Below are 19,291 nucleotides of genomic sequence, written 5' to 3'. Positions count from 1 at the left end.
TTGCCCTCCTTGGTTGATATTAATATTCTTACTGTTACTATTTTAATCCATATGCGGGAGTAATTACTTGCACTATTGTTATAAAATTATTGTCCGATCTCTGCTTTTTTTGAAAACGGTTTTCAATTTGGTTTCTTTTTGTCTTTAGCCTTTCAAAGTCCTATCTTTTTTTGTCTTTTCCCGATATTATTTTGTGAAATTTCGTAAAATAAAAACAGGAAGTGCATTTTTTAACAACACTTCCTGTTTTGGAGACCTGCTTTATATTGTTTTTTTACGTGTTTATCTTTTTGGGCTTTAAGAATAAAATCAGGAAATTTCCTTTTCTTCTTCTTTTTCCTCGACGCTGTCGCCCTTTCGCAGACGTCTGTATTCCGTCGGCGTCATTCCTGTGCTTTTCTTAAAAACCTTACTGAAATAATTTGGCTCATGGTAGGACAAATCCAGCGCGATATTAATAATCGGCACGTCGGTATTGAGCAGCATATCCTTGGCGATCTCAATTTTCCGTTCGGTGAGGTAGGTGACGAAATTGACGCCAGTTTCTTTTTTAAAGATTTTACTCAGATAGTAGGAGCTCATGTTAGCGTACTCGCCCACCTGATCCAGAGAGATGTCCTTATGGCAGTTCCGGTCAATATAGTTCAGGATATCCTCAATATTATTTTTCCGGTTTTCCTTATTGTCCATGAGGTGATCGAAAATTTTGTCGATGACCTTCATAATTTCGACCTTCAGATCGTAACGGTTTTTATAGGACGTCACAAATTGCTGGTTGTTCTTCATGCGCAGCGGGCTTTTGATATCGTAGCCGCAGGTATCCATAGAGACAATGTTCAGCTCTTCCATAAAATGCTGGATCTCGTTCTGGATCGACATCAGGTCGTAGCCATAGTGGTCATAGAGTAGATCCAGGTATTCGGTGAGGACGCTTCTGGTGTCGCTGTATTTTTTCTGGACGACCGCAAAAATGACTTCACTCATCTTTTCATCAAATTTATTTTTGGCGTTTGCTTTTAATGTAGAGATCACCATATTGATGGATTCCATGAGCTGCTGAGGCCTGATGGGCTTCAGCAGGAAATCGTCCACCCGGGCTTTGATGGCCTGATGGGCAAAATCGAACTCGTTAAAAGCCGTGATCAGAATGACCTTTTTTTCCTGATCTTCTTTTTTGATGGCGCGCAGCACATCAATCCTATTGATTTCCGGGATATTGATATCCAACAGAACAATGTCTGGGTCCAGCCTTCTGATCTCTTCAAGAGCAACGCGCCCTGAAGACGCTTTTCCAATGACCGTGATATTTTTACCGTACTGACTTAAAATCAATTCAATCGCTTCAATTTCCAGATGTTCGTCTTCTACGATAAATAATTTATACATTTAAACCTCTCCCTAATAATGCCTTACGGGGTATCTTAATCATCACTTCAGTCCCTTTACCAACCTCACTGTTGATCTTAATACCAAATTCAGGGCCATAATAATATTTTAGCCGTTTATTGGCATTGTTGATGCCAATACCCGTATTTTTGTCATTACCTTGCGCCTCTGGGTCGTAGTTACCATCAAGGATCTTTTCAATCAACTCTGGAGCGATTCCCTTTCCATCGTCAATAATGCGGACCGTCACGATATCGCCGTCCTGTTCTCCGGTGATCATCACCTTGCCGCCGGCAGCATGGGGTTCAATGGCATGATTGATCGCGTTCTCCACAAAAGGCTGGATCGTCATGAAGGGGCACATCACCTCTTCGGCGTCCTCGTCGATGTGAATGGAATAATCCAGACGTTCTCCCAGGCGCATTTTCTGAATCGAGAGGTAATTCCGCACATGCTCAACCTCTTCCTTCAAAGTAACGATATTGGTGTTTTCCTTTTTTAAAGTATAACGCATCATATCCGAAAAGGCATAGATCATCTCCTGGGTCTTTTCGGCGTTTTCAAGAAGGGCCAGACGCCCGATGGTATTGAGGACATTGAACAGGAAGTGCGGATTAATCTGGGCCTGCAGCGCCTTGAGATCAGCCTCCTTGAGGGCGGCCTCCACTTCACTTCTCAGCTTAACCTCTTCCATAAGCTCGAGGTTCTTGTTGTGCAGCTCCTCCTGCATGATATGGATCATTTGTTTTTCGACCAGATAATTGGCAATCGTATACAAAAGGTCCGCAGCAGCGTGAACCTGCTTCAGCGTGGTCACCAGCGTTTGATCATAAAGCTTCTGAAGCTCCGGGTTACCTGAAAAATCAGTGAGCTCGGAAACGGAACCGAGAGGCAGCTTTTTCATCCCCTCTTCATCAATCCGGACCTGCCCGGACATAATGGCGCCCAGATAGTTCCCCTTGACCATGATCGGAACCGCTAAATCTACGAGGCCTCCGTGACAGATATAGATTGAGGGTTTTCCAGAGCGGGCAGATTCAATGCCTCCGTGAGCATCGGAACGATAGCAGCACTCGAGACACTTGGCGTCCTCGCGCACCTTGGTGCAGTAGCCGGAAAAATTACTGTATTCTGTAATGGGGTTTCCCTTGTAATCTACGGTAATGGTTGCAAAGCCTGTTGCATCTGAAAAAGAATCTTGAATTTTCTGCAGCACTTCCACATCGATGATATCTGTGATTTTTAATAAGACTCTCATAGATTAACCTCTTTATTTTAATGATCTTACTTTAAAAACTCTTGTTTGAATAATATTATAACACAAACGTGCACTTTTTTAACCAAATTTTTGACATTTTAGATTATTTTGACTGAAATAGGCATTAAATTGTCCATCAATTAAGAATCATTTTATTTTAATGGCAAAATATTCCTTTTTTATTTACTTTCCTCTTTTAAATACAAAAGTCATATTTTTACTCCTGTAACCTTTTTAAGGTTTATTTAAAGATTCTGAGCGCGAAAAACAGCAATATTTTGCCCTCAGATGATTCTTACATTGACCGCTGCTTTTCTTCTATCTTATAATAATACTAACAAATATAAAGGAGAACTGCCCATGTCCACACAAACCGACCTTTTAAAAATACTGGAGGAAAACCGGGGCGAGCCTGTATCCGGCGAAGCGCTGGCAGAAAAGCTGAGCCTCTCCCGGAGCGCTGTCTGGAAAGCCATCAAGGGCCTCAGAGATAAGGGCTACCAGATCACATCCAAAACCAGGCAGGGCTACACCCTGTGCAAGAGCAATGATATTCTCTCCGCTGCCTCCATCGCGCCCTGGCTGAAGGACCCTGCGCAGGCGGATCGTCTGGAGGTCTACCCCTCCCTTGACTCCACCAACAGCTTGGGCAAGGAGCGGGCCCTGGCCGGGGCGCCGGACGGCACAGTCATCATCGCTGAATCCCAAACCGGCGGACGCGGGCGCATGGGGCGCACTTTCTTTTCACCCGGCGGCTCCGGGATTTATCTGAGTATTATCTTGCGGCCCGGCACTGCCATCAGCCAGTCCCTCTTTATCACCATTGCCGCCAGCGTTCTGATCCGTCAGGCCATCGCGGACGTGACGGGCCTGGAGCCCGAGATCAAATGGGTCAACGACCTCTATATAAAGGATAAAAAAATCTGCGGCATTCTTACCGAGGCGGCCGCCGACTTTGAAACCGGGAATATTGACTACATTGTCCTCGGCGCCGGGATCAATTTTACCGAACCAAAGCAGGGTTTTCCCGAAGAGCTCCAGTCTGTGGCGGGTGCCCTCTTTAAGGAAGCGCCGGACGGGCAGCTCCGCAGCCGGCTGGCCGCCGAGCTGGTCAACCGCCTGAGCCGCCTCACCTGCATTCCCGAGGCCGGCGCTGTCATGGCCGACTACCGGAAGCACTCCATGGTAATCGGAAAGCCGGTTACCATCCTGAACGGCCGGGAAACCCTGGAGGGCGTGGTCAGCGATATCAATGACGCGGGGCACCTGATCCTAAAAAAAGACGATGGAACCTTTCAGTCCATCGTCTCTGGCGAGGTCAGCCTACGACTGCGATAATTTCAGAGAACCGGACGTTTTCTGCCGGTCCTTCCCGTTTTTCTTCTCATTAAAGTTCAGCAGCATGGCTGAGCTGATGATGACTGCCACCGAGCCCACATTGTGGACCAGCGCGCCGGCCACCGGCCCCATGATCCCGGTCATGGCCAGCACTACCGCCACTGCGTTGAGCGCCTGGGACAGAAAAATATTGACGCGGATGGTCCGCATGGTTTTCTGGGACAGTGTCATCAGATAGGGCACCTTCATCACATCGTCGCCCACAAACACCGCGTCGGCGGCGTCCATAGCGATGTCTGAGCCAATATCTCCCATGGCCAGGCCCACGTCGGCTGTTTTCAGGGCCGGCGCGTCGTTGATGCCGTCGCCGATCATACAGACCTTCTCCTGCCCCTTCCCCTGGAGTCGCTTGATCACGTCGATCTTATCCTCGGGCAGACAGTCGGCTTCGACGGTGTCAATGCCGGCCCGCTCTGCCATATAAAGTGCCGCGGCCCGGTGGTCGCCGGTGATCAGGGCGGTTTTAAGCCCCTGTGCCCTCAGTTTTTCAACCATATTCGGCGCATTGTTGCGGAGGGTATCTGCCAGCACTGCGTAGCCCGCTGCTTTTCCATCCACCGCGATATAAATAATGGTGCCGCCCTCACTCAGGTATTTTTTCGCTGATTTTTCAAGGCTTTCCGTCACAGTAATGCCCATCACATCCAGAAGTTTTCGGTTTCCGGCTGCGATTTCATGCCCTTCTACCACCGCATGAACGCCTTTACCGGGCAGCATCGCAAATTCCGACGGTTCTGGCAGCGGCTCCGGATGCCCTTCGGCATAATGCTCTGAGACCGCTTTACCGAGAGGATGCTCTGAGCGGGCTTCGGCGGCTGCGGTCCATTTGAGCAGCGCGTCCTTTTCCCACGCCTCCTCACACTCAAAAGCACGCACACAGGGCTTTCCGTAGGTGATGGTGCCGGTTTTGTCAAAGGCAATGCGGCCCACAGATGCAAGCCGCTCCAGTACATCGCCAGACCGGATCAGAATGCCATTTTTAGCCGCGTTGCCGATCCCTGCCATGATGGCTGTGGGCGTGGCGAGCACCAGCGCGCAGGGACAGAACACCACCAGGATTGTGACCGCGCGGGTCAGCTCTCCGGTTACCAGGCCGGTAACAACGGCAGCGGTCAGCGCCAGCACTACAATGACGGTGGCTAAACGGTCTGCCAGGTGTGATATGGGTGCGCGGCCCGCGTCGGCAGACTCAACCAGGCGGATCATCCGTTTCAGGGAGCTGTCCTCAGCCGCCCTGGTCACGCGGATATCCACTGTCCCAAACTGGTTCATGGTCCCGCAGAATACCTCATCACCCTTTTCCTTATCGACAGGCAGGGATTCTCCAGTCATCAGAGACTGGTCTACCGCCGTATCGCCACAGAGCACGATACCGTCTACGGGTATTTTTTCTCCGGGCAGCACACGCACTGCTTCGCCTACTGCCACATCCTCCACGTCGATGACAACTTCCACGCCATCCCGCATCACGCGGGCTTTTTCCGGTGTCAGATCCACCAGACGCTCGATGCCCTTCCGGGCTTTATTTACGGTTCTTTCCTCTAAGTAACCGCCAAGGGTCATGATCACTGCGATCTCGCCCGCTGCAAAAACCTCGCCGATAGCCACTGAGGCAATGATCGCGATGGAGACCAGCACATCCGCCCGGATGTCAAACTCTTTTATCACTGCGGCCACCGCGCCGATTATAATCGGCAGGCCGCATAAAACAACAGCAATCCACGATAAATCAAAAGCCAGACGGTCGCCCGCCACGAAATGGATTCCCAGCGCCAGTGCTGAGATCACCATGGCCGCAACCGTTCTTTTTTCTTCATCTTTTAGCCAAGTCATCATGATTTCCTCCTTACTTACTCTATACCCCTATAGGGTATATTTATTCTTTGAGAAAGTCAAGCAGAAATCAAAAATTTATCTTTATTTTTAGTTGTTTGGTACGGTGCGTTTCAGACCATACCGCAAAGCCCAAAAGGCGGCGTCTTTCACCTAAGGGAGAAAAAGCCGTCCTGCAGACAGAAAAAACTCAGAAGCATTCTTATCAAACGATCATAAGCCACTCATCCCTGTCCGGCTGTTCCAAACAAAAGTCTCGATTCATGGCCGTCACCCCATCGCCTGGATGCTTTTTCTCATCTGGATGAAAGACAGGGCCTCGCCTTTAGTTCCTTCCACCAAGGGGTATGGTGCGTTTGAAACCGTACCAAAAAACAACCCGTATCGCGGCGATACGGGTTGAAGCTTACGGCTTTTCTTTTATGTCTCTCTTTTTCAGCCACCGGAACAGCAAAACGGTCATGGCAATGGTCAGAATGGCTGAGGGCAGGCCCACGACAATGACAAAGGTCTGCAGGGCGTTGATGCCGCCGCCGAGCTTCAGCACTGCCACACCGAGAACGGCGATGGCGATGGACCAGGACAGGCGGTTCCAGCGGGCCGGCTGGCTGATATCGGTCATCTCCTTTGACGCGATACAGCCCATGGTGAAGGCGCAGGAATCCACACAGGTGGCCAGGAAAACAAAGTACAGAAGGATCACGCCCACAATGATCACGTTTTTAAAGGGCAGCTGGTCCAGCATGGCGAGCACCGCATAATTGCTCCCCTGTTCGGCGTTGATCTTTGCCAGATCCACCACGCCGCTGCTCTGCAGCTTGAGGGCGTAATTGCCCAGCACGCAGAAAATCGCCATGGTACCGGCCGAGCCGGCGCCCATGATGCCGAAAACCAGTTCGCGGACTGTACGCCCCTTGGATACCCTGGCGATAAAAATAGCCATAAAGGGCACAGAGGCCACCCACCAGCTCCAGTAAAAAACCGTCCAGTCCTGGGCAAAGGTTCCGCCGCCGAACACGTCGCTGTAGCTGTTCATGCGGAGGAAATTGCTGAGCAGAGTCCCGAATTCCTCGACCGAGGCCGCCAGAATATAGCGGGCGCCGCTGGCAAAAAAGATAAACAGTATGACGCCAATGAGCAGATACATGTTAATGTCGCTGAGAATCTTGATGCCCTTGTCCAGCCCACGGTAAACGCTGATGGAGAAAATAAACATCCAGACCACCAGCACCACCACCTGAAGCTCAGTGGTGTCCGGCAGCCCGGTAATCTTACAGATGAGCACTGAGAGCAGGGGCACCCCTAAGCCGAGGGCCGGCGCAAAGGTGCAGAAGGTCGCAAAAATCGTCACGATGTCAATGGCCTTGCCCGGAACGCCTTTCGCGGCCTTCTCACCGATCAGGTCGGTCATTACGCCGGATATTTTCAGGTTCCTGCGCTTCAGCACCAGAAAATAATAGGAGACCACCAGTCCGGACAGCGCGTAAAAGGACCAGGCCACAGGCCCCCAGTGAAAAAGGCCGTAGGGAATGGCCATGTTAAAGGCCTCAAGGGAGTAGGGCTCATAGCCAAAGGGTGGCGACTCGATATAATTCAGCGGCTCGCACACGGACCAGAGGATAGCAGAGGAGCCAATGGCTGAAAAGAAAATCATGGCCAGCCAGCTGTAGAAGCTGTAGGCTGGCGGCTCCCCCTCGCCGCCAAGGCGGATCTTGCCGAACCGGCTGCAGCCCACCACAATACAGACAATGAACACCCCCAGCCCGAAAAGCAGGAAAAACCAGTCAAATTTTGTGATGACAAAGTTCCTGAGCACACCGGATACAGAGAGCGCCTGTTCCGGAAAGGCAAGGCAGGCCGCAGATACCAGGAGCATGAGCAGCAGCGCGCCGAAAAAAATGGTTTTATCAATGGGGATTTTGTTTTTTTGCGGGTCCATATTCCACTTCCGTTTCTTAAATTCAAAAAACAAAGACGGGCTTGCCTGTTGCGCGCCCGTCTATGCCGTTTACTTAATTAAATATTTTTCAATGACTTTCATCTGTTCCGGTGTCTTTTCCGGTTCCTGATAGGCAGCTAGGCGTTCAGCTACCTTTTCGGATGCCTTTTCTTTGACGGATTTTTTATCCTCTGTCTGCCAGGTGTTGTAGTCTACCTTCACAAACATATCGGGCACATAGTGCTCGTTGCGGTATTCCTTGGGGGTACGGCCAGACATGAAGTTGCCTCTCGGGCCGACCTTGCTGATCTCTTTAGTATAATCTTTATTGTAGTCAATGGCAATCCCCTGGGTCATGCGTTTCAGCATCTTGATGAGCTGTTCATCCGCCACATATTTTTCCAGAGAGCTGACATTAAATCCGCTGAGCATCCCGCAGCTGAAGAAGATCAGGTCTGTGCTGCTGAGGGTGCCGCTCATCAGGTTGAGGGTGGATTCAACCCCTGCCTGGTAGTCAACATCAATGGCGTCGTTGAGGGCGCCGGAGGTTCTGAACGGCATTCTGTAATGTTTGGCCATGGCGGCGCTCGCCAAAGAGATCAGGGCTGTTTCACTGTTGCCCAGAGCCATGGATACTGCTCTCAGGTTTGTGGAAGTGGAGGTGCTGCCGTAGAAAATCGGCAGACCCGGTTTGATGAGCTGGATAAGCACGGTAACGGCCAGCAGCTCTGCATTGTTCTGGATAATGGTGCCCAGAATGGAGGCAGGACTCGTGAGTACCGGCAGTGAGCAGGTTGCCAGCTGCATGGGCTGGTTCAGCTCACAGTAGGCAAACATGGCATCCAGGCTGTCCTTAACCCATGCCAGCGGTGAGATTGGGCTGATACAGCCAACCGCCACATATTTGTCATGGACATCCACGAAATCCTGTACCATTTTAACCACATTGGTGGCCACTGTGCCGGAATCGTGCAGCTTGGTTGCCAGCGCTGTCAGTGAAATCGGCAGTGTTGTGTAGTTCAGCAGCGCGGCGGCCATGTTGTAGGAGCGGTCTTCTCTCGGGACGTCATAGGTATCGCAGAGGAGAAGATGGGTCATGTCAATGCAGTCACTGGTCTGTACCAGCTTGCAGATATCGACATAGTCGTGCATTTCGGCAAAACGGAACTCGCCGTTTTCCATCACGTACGGTGGACTGCCGGCTGTGGCCATGGTGAGGCTTCCCCCGCCCATGTGATAGCTGGTGCCGTCCGGACGCAGGATATCAAATTCCTGGCTGACGGTGGACAGGCCCTTGGCAATGAGTTCATCGGTAAAATGAACGGTGTAGCCATCCACAGTGGCACCGTGTTTTTTGAAAATTTCGATTGCGCGGTCATCCTCAAACACGCAGCCGGTTTCCTTCAGTAATTTTGCGGACTGTTCGTGAATAAATTCAACATCCTTAGCCTGTAAAAACAGTTTTTCAAGTTCCATATGTTATTCTCTCCTTCAAGTTCCCTAGTTGTTTTCTTATGATGCCTGTGTTTCTTCAGCGGGTTCTTCGATTGAGATCCCTTTTTTCTTATTGTAGACCAGTACCAGCAGCGCGCAGCCCATGGACAGGATCGCGCTGACGCCCAGGGCGATGAAGATATAGGTATAGGCCTGGTTTCCATAGCTGTCCAGCCATTTACCGGCGATCGGTGATACGAACATATCTGGCAGGAAGCCGATCAGTGACAGAATACCAGAGGCAGAGCCGAAGATGGCTGCCGGTACCTTGGTTTCTGTGAACAGAGAGGATTCAACCCCATATGCCCCGCTTAAGAAGAAGGACAGAATCATGATCAGGATAATGGCCGGAATCATAAAGCCTGCGGTCTGCGGCGCCAGAACAATGACAAAGAGGCAGATGGCCGTGATGGCCATACACAGCAGAATGGTTTTGGCCGGCGATTTGATCTTTGTCGCGAGGGCCCCGATGATCGGTGACGAAAAGAGCGAAGTACCGTACATACGGATATTGCCCATAAGCGCAGCCATAGCGACGCTGGCGCCAAATACAGCCTGTACGTAAGGCACCGTATAGCTGAGGGAGGTATAAACCGTATAGGTAAAGAACATACACAGGGTTGTCAGCCATACACCAGGGTGCTTAACGGCTGCCACCAGCTCAGATAAATCGAATTTTTTCTTTGTTTTGATGATTTCGCCTTCAAATTTCGGAATCAGGAAGAAAGATGCCACGGCAAAGGCGATGTTTAAGAATGCGTAGAACATGAGCACCATGTTGAAGCCGGAAGCCGGATCCGCAAAGAGGTCGAAGATCCACATGGAGATAAAGTTGACCACTAAGCCGAGAATCCCGACGATCCCGTAGCTGATGCCGATATTTCTGGAATAGGTGTTGTCTGTGCTGACAAGGCGGATGCCCTTATAGCGGACGCCCCAGTAAATAAAGGTCGTGCAGACCCCCATGAGCAGGAAGATCACCTTCAGTGTCTCATAGCTCGGCAGTGTCGCGTACCAGAAAGTTAAAATTGCAGAAAGACCAAAGCCGGCAGTCGCCAGGTATTTGACGCGAATTTTGTCTGCCAGAATACCGCCAGGCAGGTAAGAAATCATGGCCGTTGTGCCATAAAGGCCATAGAGCACACCAAGCTGTTCGTTTGAGAGTGCGAGACTCTGTAAAACCGGTTCGTAAAAGACGTACCGGATCAGGAATGTCAGATAAACTACTACCGCACCGGAGCTGATAATACCGATTACCGCGTTCCGGGTAAAGCCGCTGATGCTTTCGTTTGTCACTTCGTTTTTATTCATTTTTCCCCTCCATAAAAACTGATAACACTTGGGTCCGGACCATGTGTCATATACAAGTATGCTACAACTATAACACGTGCAACGGTTTCTGTCAATAGAATTTGATCAAAAAATATATAACAGATCATATAACTGTATATATCAATAAAATAATGAAGGTCACCTGTACAAAAACAAAGGGTATCGCGGCGATACCCTTTCCCTTTAATATTTCATTTTTAACTGCATTTCCTCGCAGGGCACATAGGTTTCTGACACCCCGACGAGCTGGCCGTTCTCGGTGCGGTAGGTCTGCTTAAACTCAAAGACACCGTCATCGGCGTCAATGAACAGCGTGTCCCGGACCGGGGCGTTGTCCGTCATGAGCGTGATCTCAAGTTCCTTGTAAATGTCGTAATTGCCCAGCACCAGGTTCAGCGAATCCATGAGCCGCTCCGGGTTTCGGACCGGCGAGGCGCTCCGGACATTGTGGATAATATACTTGACATCCAGGCCAATGGGCATGTCCCGGTTGTAGAGAATCCGTACGGCCCGCAGGCAGCGGGTCTGGGGCGGCACATCCATGCCAAACCGCTCCCGCAGGGCCCCGCCGCTCACCTCCTCGATCTTCTCAAGGCGGATGTCAGTCAGGTGGTCGATGCTCTTGGTCTCATGAAAGATCATAGTGTAGGTTTTATGGTTGCTCGAGCTCACAAAGAAGCCCTTTCGGTCCACCACATACACATAACCGCGCTCCTCCAGAATCGCCAGGCTCTTCTTTACCGTGACCGGTGTGGTCGTGTAGATTTTCGAGAACTCCCGCAGCGAGGGGAGCTGTTCCTCAGGCTTGTAATCGCCCTTTTCAATTTTGGCCTGAATATCGTTCAGAATAAATTCATAGGTCTTCACAGCACACCTCTACACTCTGGAATTGCCGCGGAGGCGGCACAAATCGCTCTCCACATACAGCTTGCCGTAGCCAATGGGAATATCGTCAGAATCGTACAACTTCTGCTCAAAGAGCATCATAAATTTCTGCTTTTTCCGGGGCTCCCCGGTCATTTCCTCGAAAAAAGCGCCGATCTCGGCGTCGGTCATCACACCGGTGACAAAAATCTCCTCCCAGTAGCCAAAGCCGTAGTTCTCACCAAAGATAATGCTGACCATATCGCGGTAGCTGAAGCTGTCCTCCTTGATGTTCATGCCCGGAAAATAAGGAATGTACTTCTCATCCAGGGCCACAGGCCGCTCCCCCTGGAACAGCATGGAGCGGATACAGACGATCTTAGTCTTGGGGGCCACCTGGAGGTGGTAGACCAGCTCGATGGTGGGCGCCATGATTTTGGCATGGATGAGCTTGGCGTGGCTGTATCCCCCGTGGATGATCTCATCAATTTGAAAGCCCACCTCAAATTTATTCAGAGAGTACTCCCGCACATAGGTCCCCTTGCCCGGGGACGACATCAGGTACCCCTCGCCGATGAGCACCTCGATGGCTTTGCGGATGGTCATGCGGCTGACGGCGTACTCCTCACAGAGGCTGTTCTCCGATGGCAGCAGGTCGCCGGGTTTATAGATGTTGCTGAGGATCTTGATCTTAATGGAATCGGCAATATTGAGGTATTTGACTTCATTTTTGCTCATCTTTTAACCATCCCTGACAGATTTCCACCCCTTTGATGGCCGATTTGGTGTAGGCGTCAGCACCCACGAAATCACTGACGGTTTTGTTGGCCACACAGCCGCCGATGATGATCTTGACCTGGTCCCGCATGCCCGCGTCCACAAAGGCGTCCACCACTTCCTTGACCGAGAGGATACAGTCGGTGAGCACAGCGCTCAGACCGATGATCTCACACTTGTACTTCCTGGCAGCCTCCACAAAATCCTGGGCCTTGACATCCACACCCAGGTCCCTGACAATGAACCCGCCGGCCTGCATGGCGCCCTTAAAAATCGACTTGCCGATGTCATGGATATCCCCCTCGACCGTACCTAACAGCATGGTCTTTCCAAACTCCCCGGCTTCGATGCTGTCGTAAATATCACACATATTGGTGTACTCCAGCACATTTTCAAAAATAATGCCCACGACCATGAGGTCCGCGATGGAGTACTCGCCGGTCTCATAGCGCAGACCGACCTTTTCCAGCCCCTTATTGAGGGCCATCCAGATATCCTTGGGCGGCGTCCCCGCCGCCACACAGCGTTTCACAATCTTTAGAACTTTTTCTTCATCCAGCTCCTCGATGGCATTGATTAACATTTCTAACATAATGTTCTCTCCAAATTTTTATATAATTGATCGTTGATGGTTTCGGTTGCTACCGCTTCGCAGTAGCATTAAGAGCGCCAGTCGCTCTTGCTCCCGGCTTGCGTTTACCACAGCGCCTGGACCTTTTTTGTTATCTGGATAAAAGGCGCAGTCTCGGACTTCGCCACTTTTCCAGCAGCTTGTTCTTTATCGACGGACGACCAACGGTCTAAGAGAATGGGCAAAATGCAAGGCGCGGCTTTTTTTAAATGAAGGCGCATATCTACAATATGTAACTGAATTTAAAAAAGGCCGCAACGCCGCAGTTTGCTCATTGTCGACGGCCGGACGACCGCTGTAGTATACTTGTCTAGGCAAATTATATCACAGATCCCACAAAAATAGCTTTACTTTTTTTAACACTTCGGATAATAATTTAAAATTGACGGATGCCGAGGCAAATGGTAATATATCCTAGGAAATAATCCCATTTTTTTGAACAAAACAATTGACGGAGGGCATTTATGCATATTCGACCAAAACCCTGGGCCCGGCCCGAGCTCTTAGCCTGCGGCTTTTTTATTCCGGAAGCCACTGAACTGCGGGGGCACTGGCAGGACGCTTTTGAGCGCAGGGCGCCTCTGCATCTGGAGCTGGGCTGCGGCAAGGGTACCTTTATCGCCGCTTTGGGCAGACGCCATCCCGAGGTCAACTATCTGGCGGTGGACATGATCGACGCGGTGCTGGGGCTGTCCAAGCGCAACGTGGAGCAGGCCTACGCGCCCAAAGCGGTGGATAACGTCCGCCTGACCGCCTGGGACATCGCCCGTATCGGGGAGATGCTCTCGCCTGAGGATGCGGTGGAGCGGATCTATATTAACTTCTGCAACCCCTGGCCCAAGCGCCGTTACCAGAAAAAGCGGCTGACCCACTCCCGCCAGCTTGAGCAGTACAAAAAATTCATGGTTCCCGGGGCGCAGATCCACTTCAAGACCGACGACGATCCTCTGTTTGAGGCGTCGCTGAAATACTTTGAGGACTCGGGCTTCCGGGTGACGACACTGATCCGGGACCTGCACGCGTCGGATGAATACCCGGGCAACATCGTGACTGAGCACGAGCGGATGTTTACAGACCAGGGCGTCAAGATCAAGCTGGCTGTGGCAGAAATACGTTGAGAAGGAGACAAATTTGAGAACAATTCTATGGTTTATCCATTTCTGGCTGTATCAGCTGGCCCTTTTACCCAGCCGTTTTAAGGCCCGCAGGCTTGTGGGCGCGGGCGACCGGGCCGCTCATGACGCGGTCGTCCGAAAGGCGGTCGGCCCCTGGGCCAGGAGCATGATCCGCACTGCCGGGGGCACTGTCTCGGTGGAGGGGCTTGAGAACATGCCTGATGAGCCTGCGGTCTACGTTTCCAACCACCGCAGCTACTTTGACATTCCCCTGGTTCTGGGCTATCTGGGCGATGACACCAAGCCGCTGGTGGCCAAGAAGGAAATTGGCAAAATCCCGCTGATCCGCGCGTGGATGGAGGAGCTGCACTGTGTGTTCCTGGACCGGGATAACCCGCGTGAGGCCATCAAAAACATCAAAGAGGCGGAATACTGGGTGGCCGAGGGCTACTCCATGGTTGTCTTTCCAGAAGGCACCCGCACCAAAGACGGCTATTTGGGCGAATTTAAGGCCGGGGCGTTTAAAATCGCCCAGAACAACAAGGTGCCCGTGGTTCCTTTCTGCATAAAGGATACGGACAAGCTCATGGGCCGCGACAATCTCTGGATTCATCCGGCCGACATCGCCATCAAGGTACTGCCCCCCATCGACACCGAGGACTACACCCGGGCCGACTGGAAGAACCTGCCAAAGCTGGCAGAGGAAAAGGTGCGTGAGGGGCTTGAAGCCATGGGCGGCGAGGGGTTTCATTAAAAAGGAGGTACGGTCTGAAACAGACCATACCTCCTTTTTTTACACCCCGGCTGACCGGAACGCGTCCAGCGCGCGGGTCCACTCGGCCACCTTAGCGTCTGAGGGCATGCGCCAGTCCCCCCTCGGGGACAGGGACACGGTGCCTACCTTGGGGCCGTCGGGCAGGCAGGAGCGCTTGAACTGCTGGGTAAAGAAGCGCCAGTAAAAATTGCGCAGCCACTTGTAAAGGGTGGCGTCGTCATAGGCCCCCTCAAAAGCCCGCCGGCTCAGGTAATAAATCTTGTCCGGGCTGTAGCCGTTTCTCAGCACATGGTACATGAAGAAATCGTGGAGCTCGTAGGGGCCCACCAGATCCTCGGTTTTCTGGGCGATTTTACCCGATGCGTCCGGGGGCAGCAGCTCGGGCGATACGGGGGTATCCAGCACATCGTAGAGAATCCGGCGGATTTCTTCGTCAGGGTTTTCGTCGGCCACGTAGCGCACCAGGTAGCGCACCAGGGTCTTGGGAATGCCGCCGTTAACCCCGTACATTGACATGTGGTCCCCGTTGTAGGTGGCCCAGCCCAGGGCCAGCTCAGACAGGTCCCCGGTACCGATAACCAGGCCGTCCAGGCGGTTGGCCAGATCCATAAGGATCTGGGTCCGCTCCCGGGCCTGGGCGTTCTCATAGGTGACGTCGTGGACGCTCAGGTCGTGGCCGATGTCCTCCAGATGGCGTGTGGCTGCGTCCTTGATCGAGATTTCGTGGAAGGTGGCTCCCAGAGAACGGATCAGGCTGACCGCGTTGTCATAGGTGCGGTCGGTCGTGCCAAAGCCAGGCATGGTGACCGCGTGGATGCGCTTTCTGTCAATGCCGAACTGGTCGCAGACGTTCACGCAGACCAGCAGCGCCAGCGTGGAATCCAGGCCGCCGGAGATGCCCACCACCATGGCCGGGCTGCCGATATGGGCCACACGGCTGCCCAGAGCCATGGTCTGGATGTTGAAGATTTCCTCACAGCGCTCATTGCGGCGTGCTGTGTCCGCAGGCACAAAGGGCTGTGGGTTCACGCTGCGCAGGCAGTCCTGGGCGTCGCAGGCCGAAAAGAGACATTCCTCATACACGTGCCCCTCCAGAATATCCACCGAATCACCGAAGGAGCTCTGGAGCTGACGGTCGTGGAGGATGGCCTCCACGTCCATATCGGCCACCACCAGCTGGCTTTCGGTCTGGAAACGGCGTGACCGGGCCAGCAGCGCCCCCTTTTCATAGATGAGGGCGTCGCCGCCAAAGACGAGGTCGGTGGTGGACTCGCCATAGCCGCTGGAGCAGTACAGGTACCCGGCGTTTAAGCGGGCGGACTGCTGTCTTACCAGGTCTCTGCGGTACTCGCTCTTGGCGATAATCTCGTTGCTGGCCGAGGGGTTCACGATGATGGTGGCGCCGGCCACGGCCTGATAGCTGCTCGGGGGGACCGGCGCCCACAGGTCCTCACAGATTTCAATGCCCACGACCACTTCTTCCCAACTCTCGTGGCTGAACAGAAGCCCGGTACCGATGGGCGCCGGCTCCCCAAAGAAACTGGTTTCGGACACGCGCAGCTGCCCGGCGGAGCGGAACCAGCGCTTTTCATAGTATTCCTGATTGTCCGGCACATAGGTTTTGGGCACAATGCCCAGGATCTCCCCGTCCGAGATGGCGACCGCGCAGTTGTATAGCCCGCTGCCCACAGCCACAGGCGCCCCCACCACGATGAGCATAGCTTTGCCCTCAGACCACGCCTTGATTTTATCCACAGCCGCTGCCGCTGCTTTTTGCAGGGTGCGCTGGAAAAAAAGGTCGCCGCAGGTGTAGCCGGTAACGCACAGCTCTGGAAAAACCACGATGCCCACCTGCTTGTCAAAGGATTCTGCGCAAAGGCTCAAAATGGCCTCCGCATTGGCCGCGCAGTCCCCTACTTTGATGACCGGCACCGCGCAGGCGGTGCGAATATATCCTAAATCTTTCATATCTACCCTTTCTTTTACTTCATAACATCAATCATCGTCACATTATTCGTCTTTATTTGCAAAAGCCCTTATCCTTCTTACGGAAGGCTTTTCCAAACAAGATCTTCGCTTCGTTGCGCTCGTCTGCTCACTGCCGTTCGCTCCTTACTCGCTCCCGGTTTTTCTTTGGAAAACCGGACTCAGCATTGTCTTTATTTGGAAAAGCTTTTGTCCCTTCTTCGGAATCCTTTTCCAAACAAGATCTTCGCTTCGTTGCGCTTGTCCGCTCACTGCTGTTCGCTCCTTACTCGCTCCCGGTTTTCCAAAGAAAAACCGGACTCAGCATTGAAAACATTATCTTTTTTGACTGGCAAAGTGTGGTGTGAAAAGTCTGCCCCAAGATATAGTTTTGCTTTTATCTCATTATACCGCGAATCGGATTTATGAACAAGTGTGGATAACTAAGGGGGTTTATCCACAAGTTGTGCATAAACTTTTCCAGAACCTTATCCACAGATTCTCCACTTTTCAACAATGGATTTATGGGGATTTTTCCACTTACCCACTAAGTTATAAACATTGTCCACAGGAAAAACGGATGTTTTCCACAGTTTTACACATTTTTAACCGATTTTTATAAACAAAGTGAAAGTTATCCACAGTTTTGCACAGGTCTATATCTTGTGTCAAGATAAAATTTTTCATCATTTTTTAATTAAACGTGAAAATTCAAGAAGCTGTCAAAGAAGTGTATCAGCCCGAGACTGCGTTTTTTATCCTGATAAGAAAAAAGGCTTCGTCTCTCAGAAATTCTTTGACAGTCTGAACGCCATCTTTTAAAAAATCAAGGGGTATCGTAACGATACCCCTTGGAAAATTTCATATTAACGGCTTCCCTTGTTTCTGTCGTTCATGGCCGCTTCCACAAAGCTGCTGAAAAGCGGATGGGCTTTGTTCGGGCGGGATTTGAATTCCGGATGGGCCTGGGTGGCGATGAAGAAAGGATGCTCCTTGAGCTCGACCATTTCCACTAAAACGCCGTCAGGTGACATACCGGAGAATACCAGGCCCTTTTCGGCCAGCGTCTGAATGTACTCGTCGTTGACCTCGTAGCGGTGGCGGTGGCGTTCCTCGATGGTCTTGGCGCCGCCGTAAGCCGCACAGGCGCGGGAGCCTTCCTTGAGCTCACAGGGGTAAGCGCCCAGACGCATGGTGCCGCCCATGTTCTGGATTTTTTTCTGTTCCTCCATGAGGCTGATAACCGGATAAGGTGTCTCCTCGTCCAGCTCGATGCTGTTGGCGCCCTCTAAGCCTGCCACATTGCGGGCAAACTCGATGACGGTGAGCTGTAAGCCCAGACAGAGCCCCAGGAACGGGATCTTGTTTTCGCGGGCCCAGCGGATCGCTTCGATTTTACCCTCGATGCCGCGGTTGCCAAAGCCGCCGGGCACGATGATCCCGTCCACATCCTTCATGATACGGTCCACGTTCTGTTCGTTTAAATCCTCGGAGTGCACCCATTTGATGGTAACCTCGGCGTTGTTTGCAATGCCGCCGTGGCGCAGGGCTTCGGCGACGGACAGGTACGCGTCATGAAGCTCGACGTACTTGCCCACCAGAGCGATGGTCGCCTTGTTTTCCAGGCTCTTGGCGCGGGTGACCAGCTCCTTCCACTCGGTGAGGTCCGGGTCCTTGCAGCGCATTTTGAGCTTGCTGCAGACCAGCCGGGCCAGTCCTTCCTTCTCAAGCATCAGCGGCACTTCGTACAGCTCCGGCGCGTCCAGGTTGGTGACGACTGCGTCCTTGTCCACGTTGCAGAACAGGCTGATCTTATCCTTAAGGCTGTCCTCTACTTCCTTTTCGGAGCGCAGGACAATGATGTCCGGCTGAATGCCGATGCTGCGCAGCTCCTTGACCGAGTGCTGGGTAGGCTTGGTCTTGAGCTCGCCGGCCTTGCCCAGGTAGGGCAGCAGGGTGACATGGATATAGAGCACGTTTTCCGGGCCCAGGTCGCCCTCAAACTGGCGGATGGCCTCCAGGTAAGGCAAGCTCTCAATATCGCCCACTGTACCGCCGATTTCGGTGATGACCACGTCCGGGTTAGCTGCGCTCTCAGACACGCGCAGGATGCTTTCCTTGATCTCATTGGTGATGTGCGGGATAACCTGTACGGTACCGCCCAGGTAATCGCCCCGGCGTTCCTTGGAGATGACATTCCAATAGACCTTGCCGGTGGTCACGTTGCTGTACTGGCCCAGGCTTTCATCGGTAAAACGCTCGTAGTGGCCGAGGTCGAGGTCGGTCTCTGCGCCGTCATCGGTCACGAAGACCTCGCCGTGCTGGTACGGGCTCATGGTACCCGGATCATAATTGAGGTAGGGGTCGAATTTCTGAATGGACACCTTCAGGCCTCTGGCCTTGAGCAAACGCCCAAGGGATGCACTGGTGATCCCCTTTCCAAGTGAAGAAACCACACCGCCGGTTACAAATATATACTTTGTTTTCATTACGCCTCCTGATGATAAAATAAAGAAAATCACTG

14 protein-coding genes are annotated in these 19,291 nt (G+C 52.2%); 3 read left to right on the top strand and 11 right to left on the bottom strand.

Annotation, left to right across the window (positions count from 1 at the left end; all coding sequences use genetic code 11):
- Positions 1-309: 309 nt before the first annotated feature.
- A complete protein-coding gene (locus B2M23_RS06095) occupies positions 310-1,386 on the bottom strand; it encodes a response regulator (protein WP_038352518.1) in 1,077 nt (358 codons plus the stop codon).
- Positions 1,379-2,644, bottom strand: a complete 1,266-nt coding sequence (locus B2M23_RS06090; protein WP_038352517.1) for a sensor histidine kinase — start codon at positions 2,642-2,644, stop codon at positions 1,379-1,381. The genes B2M23_RS06095 and B2M23_RS06090 overlap by 8 nt, the downstream gene beginning before the upstream one ends.
- Positions 2,645-3,004: 360 nt before the next feature.
- Here B2M23_RS06090 and B2M23_RS06085 point away from each other — a divergent pair, with 360 nt between their 5' ends.
- On the top strand, positions 3,005-3,982 hold the full coding sequence (locus B2M23_RS06085) for a biotin--[acetyl-CoA-carboxylase] ligase (protein WP_038352516.1): 978 nt from the start codon (positions 3,005-3,007) through the stop codon (positions 3,980-3,982).
- Here B2M23_RS06085 and B2M23_RS06080 read toward each other — a convergent pair.
- From B2M23_RS06080 to B2M23_RS06050, 7 genes are all read right to left on the bottom strand, one after another.
- Entirely contained in the window at positions 3,968-5,878 is a 1,911-nt protein-coding gene (locus B2M23_RS06080) for a heavy metal translocating P-type ATPase (RefSeq protein ID WP_038352515.1), read from the bottom strand. The two genes, B2M23_RS06085 and B2M23_RS06080, sit on opposite strands and share 15 nt — an antisense overlap.
- A 403-nt stretch (positions 5,879-6,281) precedes the next feature.
- A complete protein-coding gene (locus B2M23_RS06075; RefSeq protein ID WP_038352514.1) occupies positions 6,282-7,814 on the bottom strand; it encodes a BCCT family transporter in 1,533 nt (510 codons plus the stop codon).
- A 69-nt stretch (positions 7,815-7,883) separates the two neighbouring features.
- Positions 7,884-9,290 (bottom strand): trimethylamine methyltransferase family protein, encoded by a 1,407-nt coding sequence (locus tag B2M23_RS06070; RefSeq protein ID WP_038352513.1) that lies wholly within the window; start codon positions 9,288-9,290, stop codon positions 7,884-7,886.
- Positions 9,291-9,326: 36 nt separating this feature from the next.
- A complete protein-coding gene (locus tag B2M23_RS06065) occupies positions 9,327-10,619 on the bottom strand; it encodes an MFS transporter (protein WP_038352512.1) in 1,293 nt (430 codons plus the stop codon).
- Positions 10,620-10,823: 204 nt separating this feature from the next.
- On the bottom strand, positions 10,824-11,507 hold the full coding sequence (locus B2M23_RS06060; protein ID WP_052237272.1) for a GntR family transcriptional regulator: 684 nt from the start codon (positions 11,505-11,507) through the stop codon (positions 10,824-10,826).
- A 9-nt stretch (positions 11,508-11,516) separates the two neighbouring features.
- On the bottom strand, positions 11,517-12,242 hold the full coding sequence (locus B2M23_RS06055; protein ID WP_038352511.1) for a GntR family transcriptional regulator: 726 nt from the start codon (positions 12,240-12,242) through the stop codon (positions 11,517-11,519).
- Entirely contained in the window at positions 12,229-12,873 is a 645-nt protein-coding gene (locus B2M23_RS06050) for a cobalamin B12-binding domain-containing protein (RefSeq protein WP_038352510.1), read from the bottom strand. The genes B2M23_RS06055 and B2M23_RS06050 overlap by 14 nt, the downstream gene beginning before the upstream one ends.
- A 503-nt stretch (positions 12,874-13,376) precedes the next feature.
- Here B2M23_RS06050 and trmB point away from each other — a divergent pair.
- Both trmB and B2M23_RS06040 read left to right on the top strand, forming a co-directional pair.
- Positions 13,377-14,030: a tRNA (guanosine(46)-N7)-methyltransferase TrmB gene (gene trmB, locus B2M23_RS06045; protein WP_038352509.1), complete on the top strand. Its 654-nt coding sequence runs from the start codon at positions 13,377-13,379 to the stop codon at positions 14,028-14,030.
- A 13-nt stretch (positions 14,031-14,043) separates the two neighbouring features.
- Positions 14,044-14,781 carry a lysophospholipid acyltransferase family protein gene (locus B2M23_RS06040; RefSeq protein WP_242945877.1) on the top strand — a complete coding sequence of 246 codons (738 nt, stop codon included), beginning with the start codon at positions 14,044-14,046 and terminating at the stop codon, positions 14,779-14,781.
- Between the two features lie 39 nt (positions 14,782-14,820).
- Here B2M23_RS06040 and B2M23_RS06035 read toward each other — a convergent pair whose 3' ends face one another.
- Positions 14,821-16,770 (bottom strand): NAD(+) synthase, encoded by a 1,950-nt coding sequence (locus B2M23_RS06035; RefSeq protein WP_038352508.1) that lies wholly within the window; start codon positions 16,768-16,770, stop codon positions 14,821-14,823.
- A gap of 863 nt (positions 16,771-17,633) precedes the next feature.
- Entirely contained in the window at positions 17,634-19,256 is a 1,623-nt protein-coding gene (locus B2M23_RS06030) for a CTP synthase (protein ID WP_038352557.1), read from the bottom strand.
- Between the last annotated feature and the right edge of the window lie 35 nt (positions 19,257-19,291).

Source organism: Eubacterium limosum (genome assembly GCF_000807675.2).
Taxonomy (GTDB): domain Bacteria; phylum Bacillota; class Clostridia; order Eubacteriales; family Eubacteriaceae; genus Eubacterium; species Eubacterium limosum.
The sequence above is the reverse complement of the archived record's forward strand: the minus strand, read 5'-3'. Positions and strand labels throughout refer to the sequence as shown.

Bases quoted from the DNA above. Each gene is read 5' to 3' on its own strand.
- trmB (WP_038352509.1), top strand. From the start codon at position 13,377: ATGCATATTCGACCAAAACCCTGGGCCCGGCCCGAGCTCTTAGCCTGC.
- B2M23_RS06070 (WP_038352513.1), bottom strand. From the start codon at position 9,290: ATGGAACTTGAAAAACTGTTTTTACAGGCTAAGGATGTTGAATTTATT.
- B2M23_RS06075 (WP_038352514.1), bottom strand. From the start codon at position 7,814: ATGGACCCGCAAAAAAACAAAATCCCCATTGATAAAACCATTTTTTTC.
- B2M23_RS06085 (WP_038352516.1), top strand. From the start codon at position 3,005: ATGTCCACACAAACCGACCTTTTAAAAATACTGGAGGAAAACCGGGGC.
- B2M23_RS06050 (WP_038352510.1), bottom strand. From the start codon at position 12,873: ATGTTAGAAATGTTAATCAATGCCATCGAGGAGCTGGATGAAGAAAAA.
- B2M23_RS06095 (WP_038352518.1), bottom strand. From the start codon at position 1,386: ATGTATAAATTATTTATCGTAGAAGACGAACATCTGGAAATTGAAGCG.
- B2M23_RS06080 (WP_038352515.1), bottom strand. From the start codon at position 5,878: ATGATGACTTGGCTAAAAGATGAAGAAAAAAGAACGGTTGCGGCCATG.
- B2M23_RS06065 (WP_038352512.1), bottom strand. From the start codon at position 10,619: ATGAATAAAAACGAAGTGACAAACGAAAGCATCAGCGGCTTTACCCGG.
- B2M23_RS06030 (WP_038352557.1), bottom strand. From the start codon at position 19,256: ATGAAAACAAAGTATATATTTGTAACCGGCGGTGTGGTTTCTTCACTT.
- B2M23_RS06090 (WP_038352517.1), bottom strand. From the start codon at position 2,644: ATGAGAGTCTTATTAAAAATCACAGATATCATCGATGTGGAAGTGCTG.
- B2M23_RS06055 (WP_038352511.1), bottom strand. From the start codon at position 12,242: ATGAGCAAAAATGAAGTCAAATACCTCAATATTGCCGATTCCATTAAG.
- B2M23_RS06035 (WP_038352508.1), bottom strand. From the start codon at position 16,770: ATGAAAGATTTAGGATATATTCGCACCGCCTGCGCGGTGCCGGTCATC.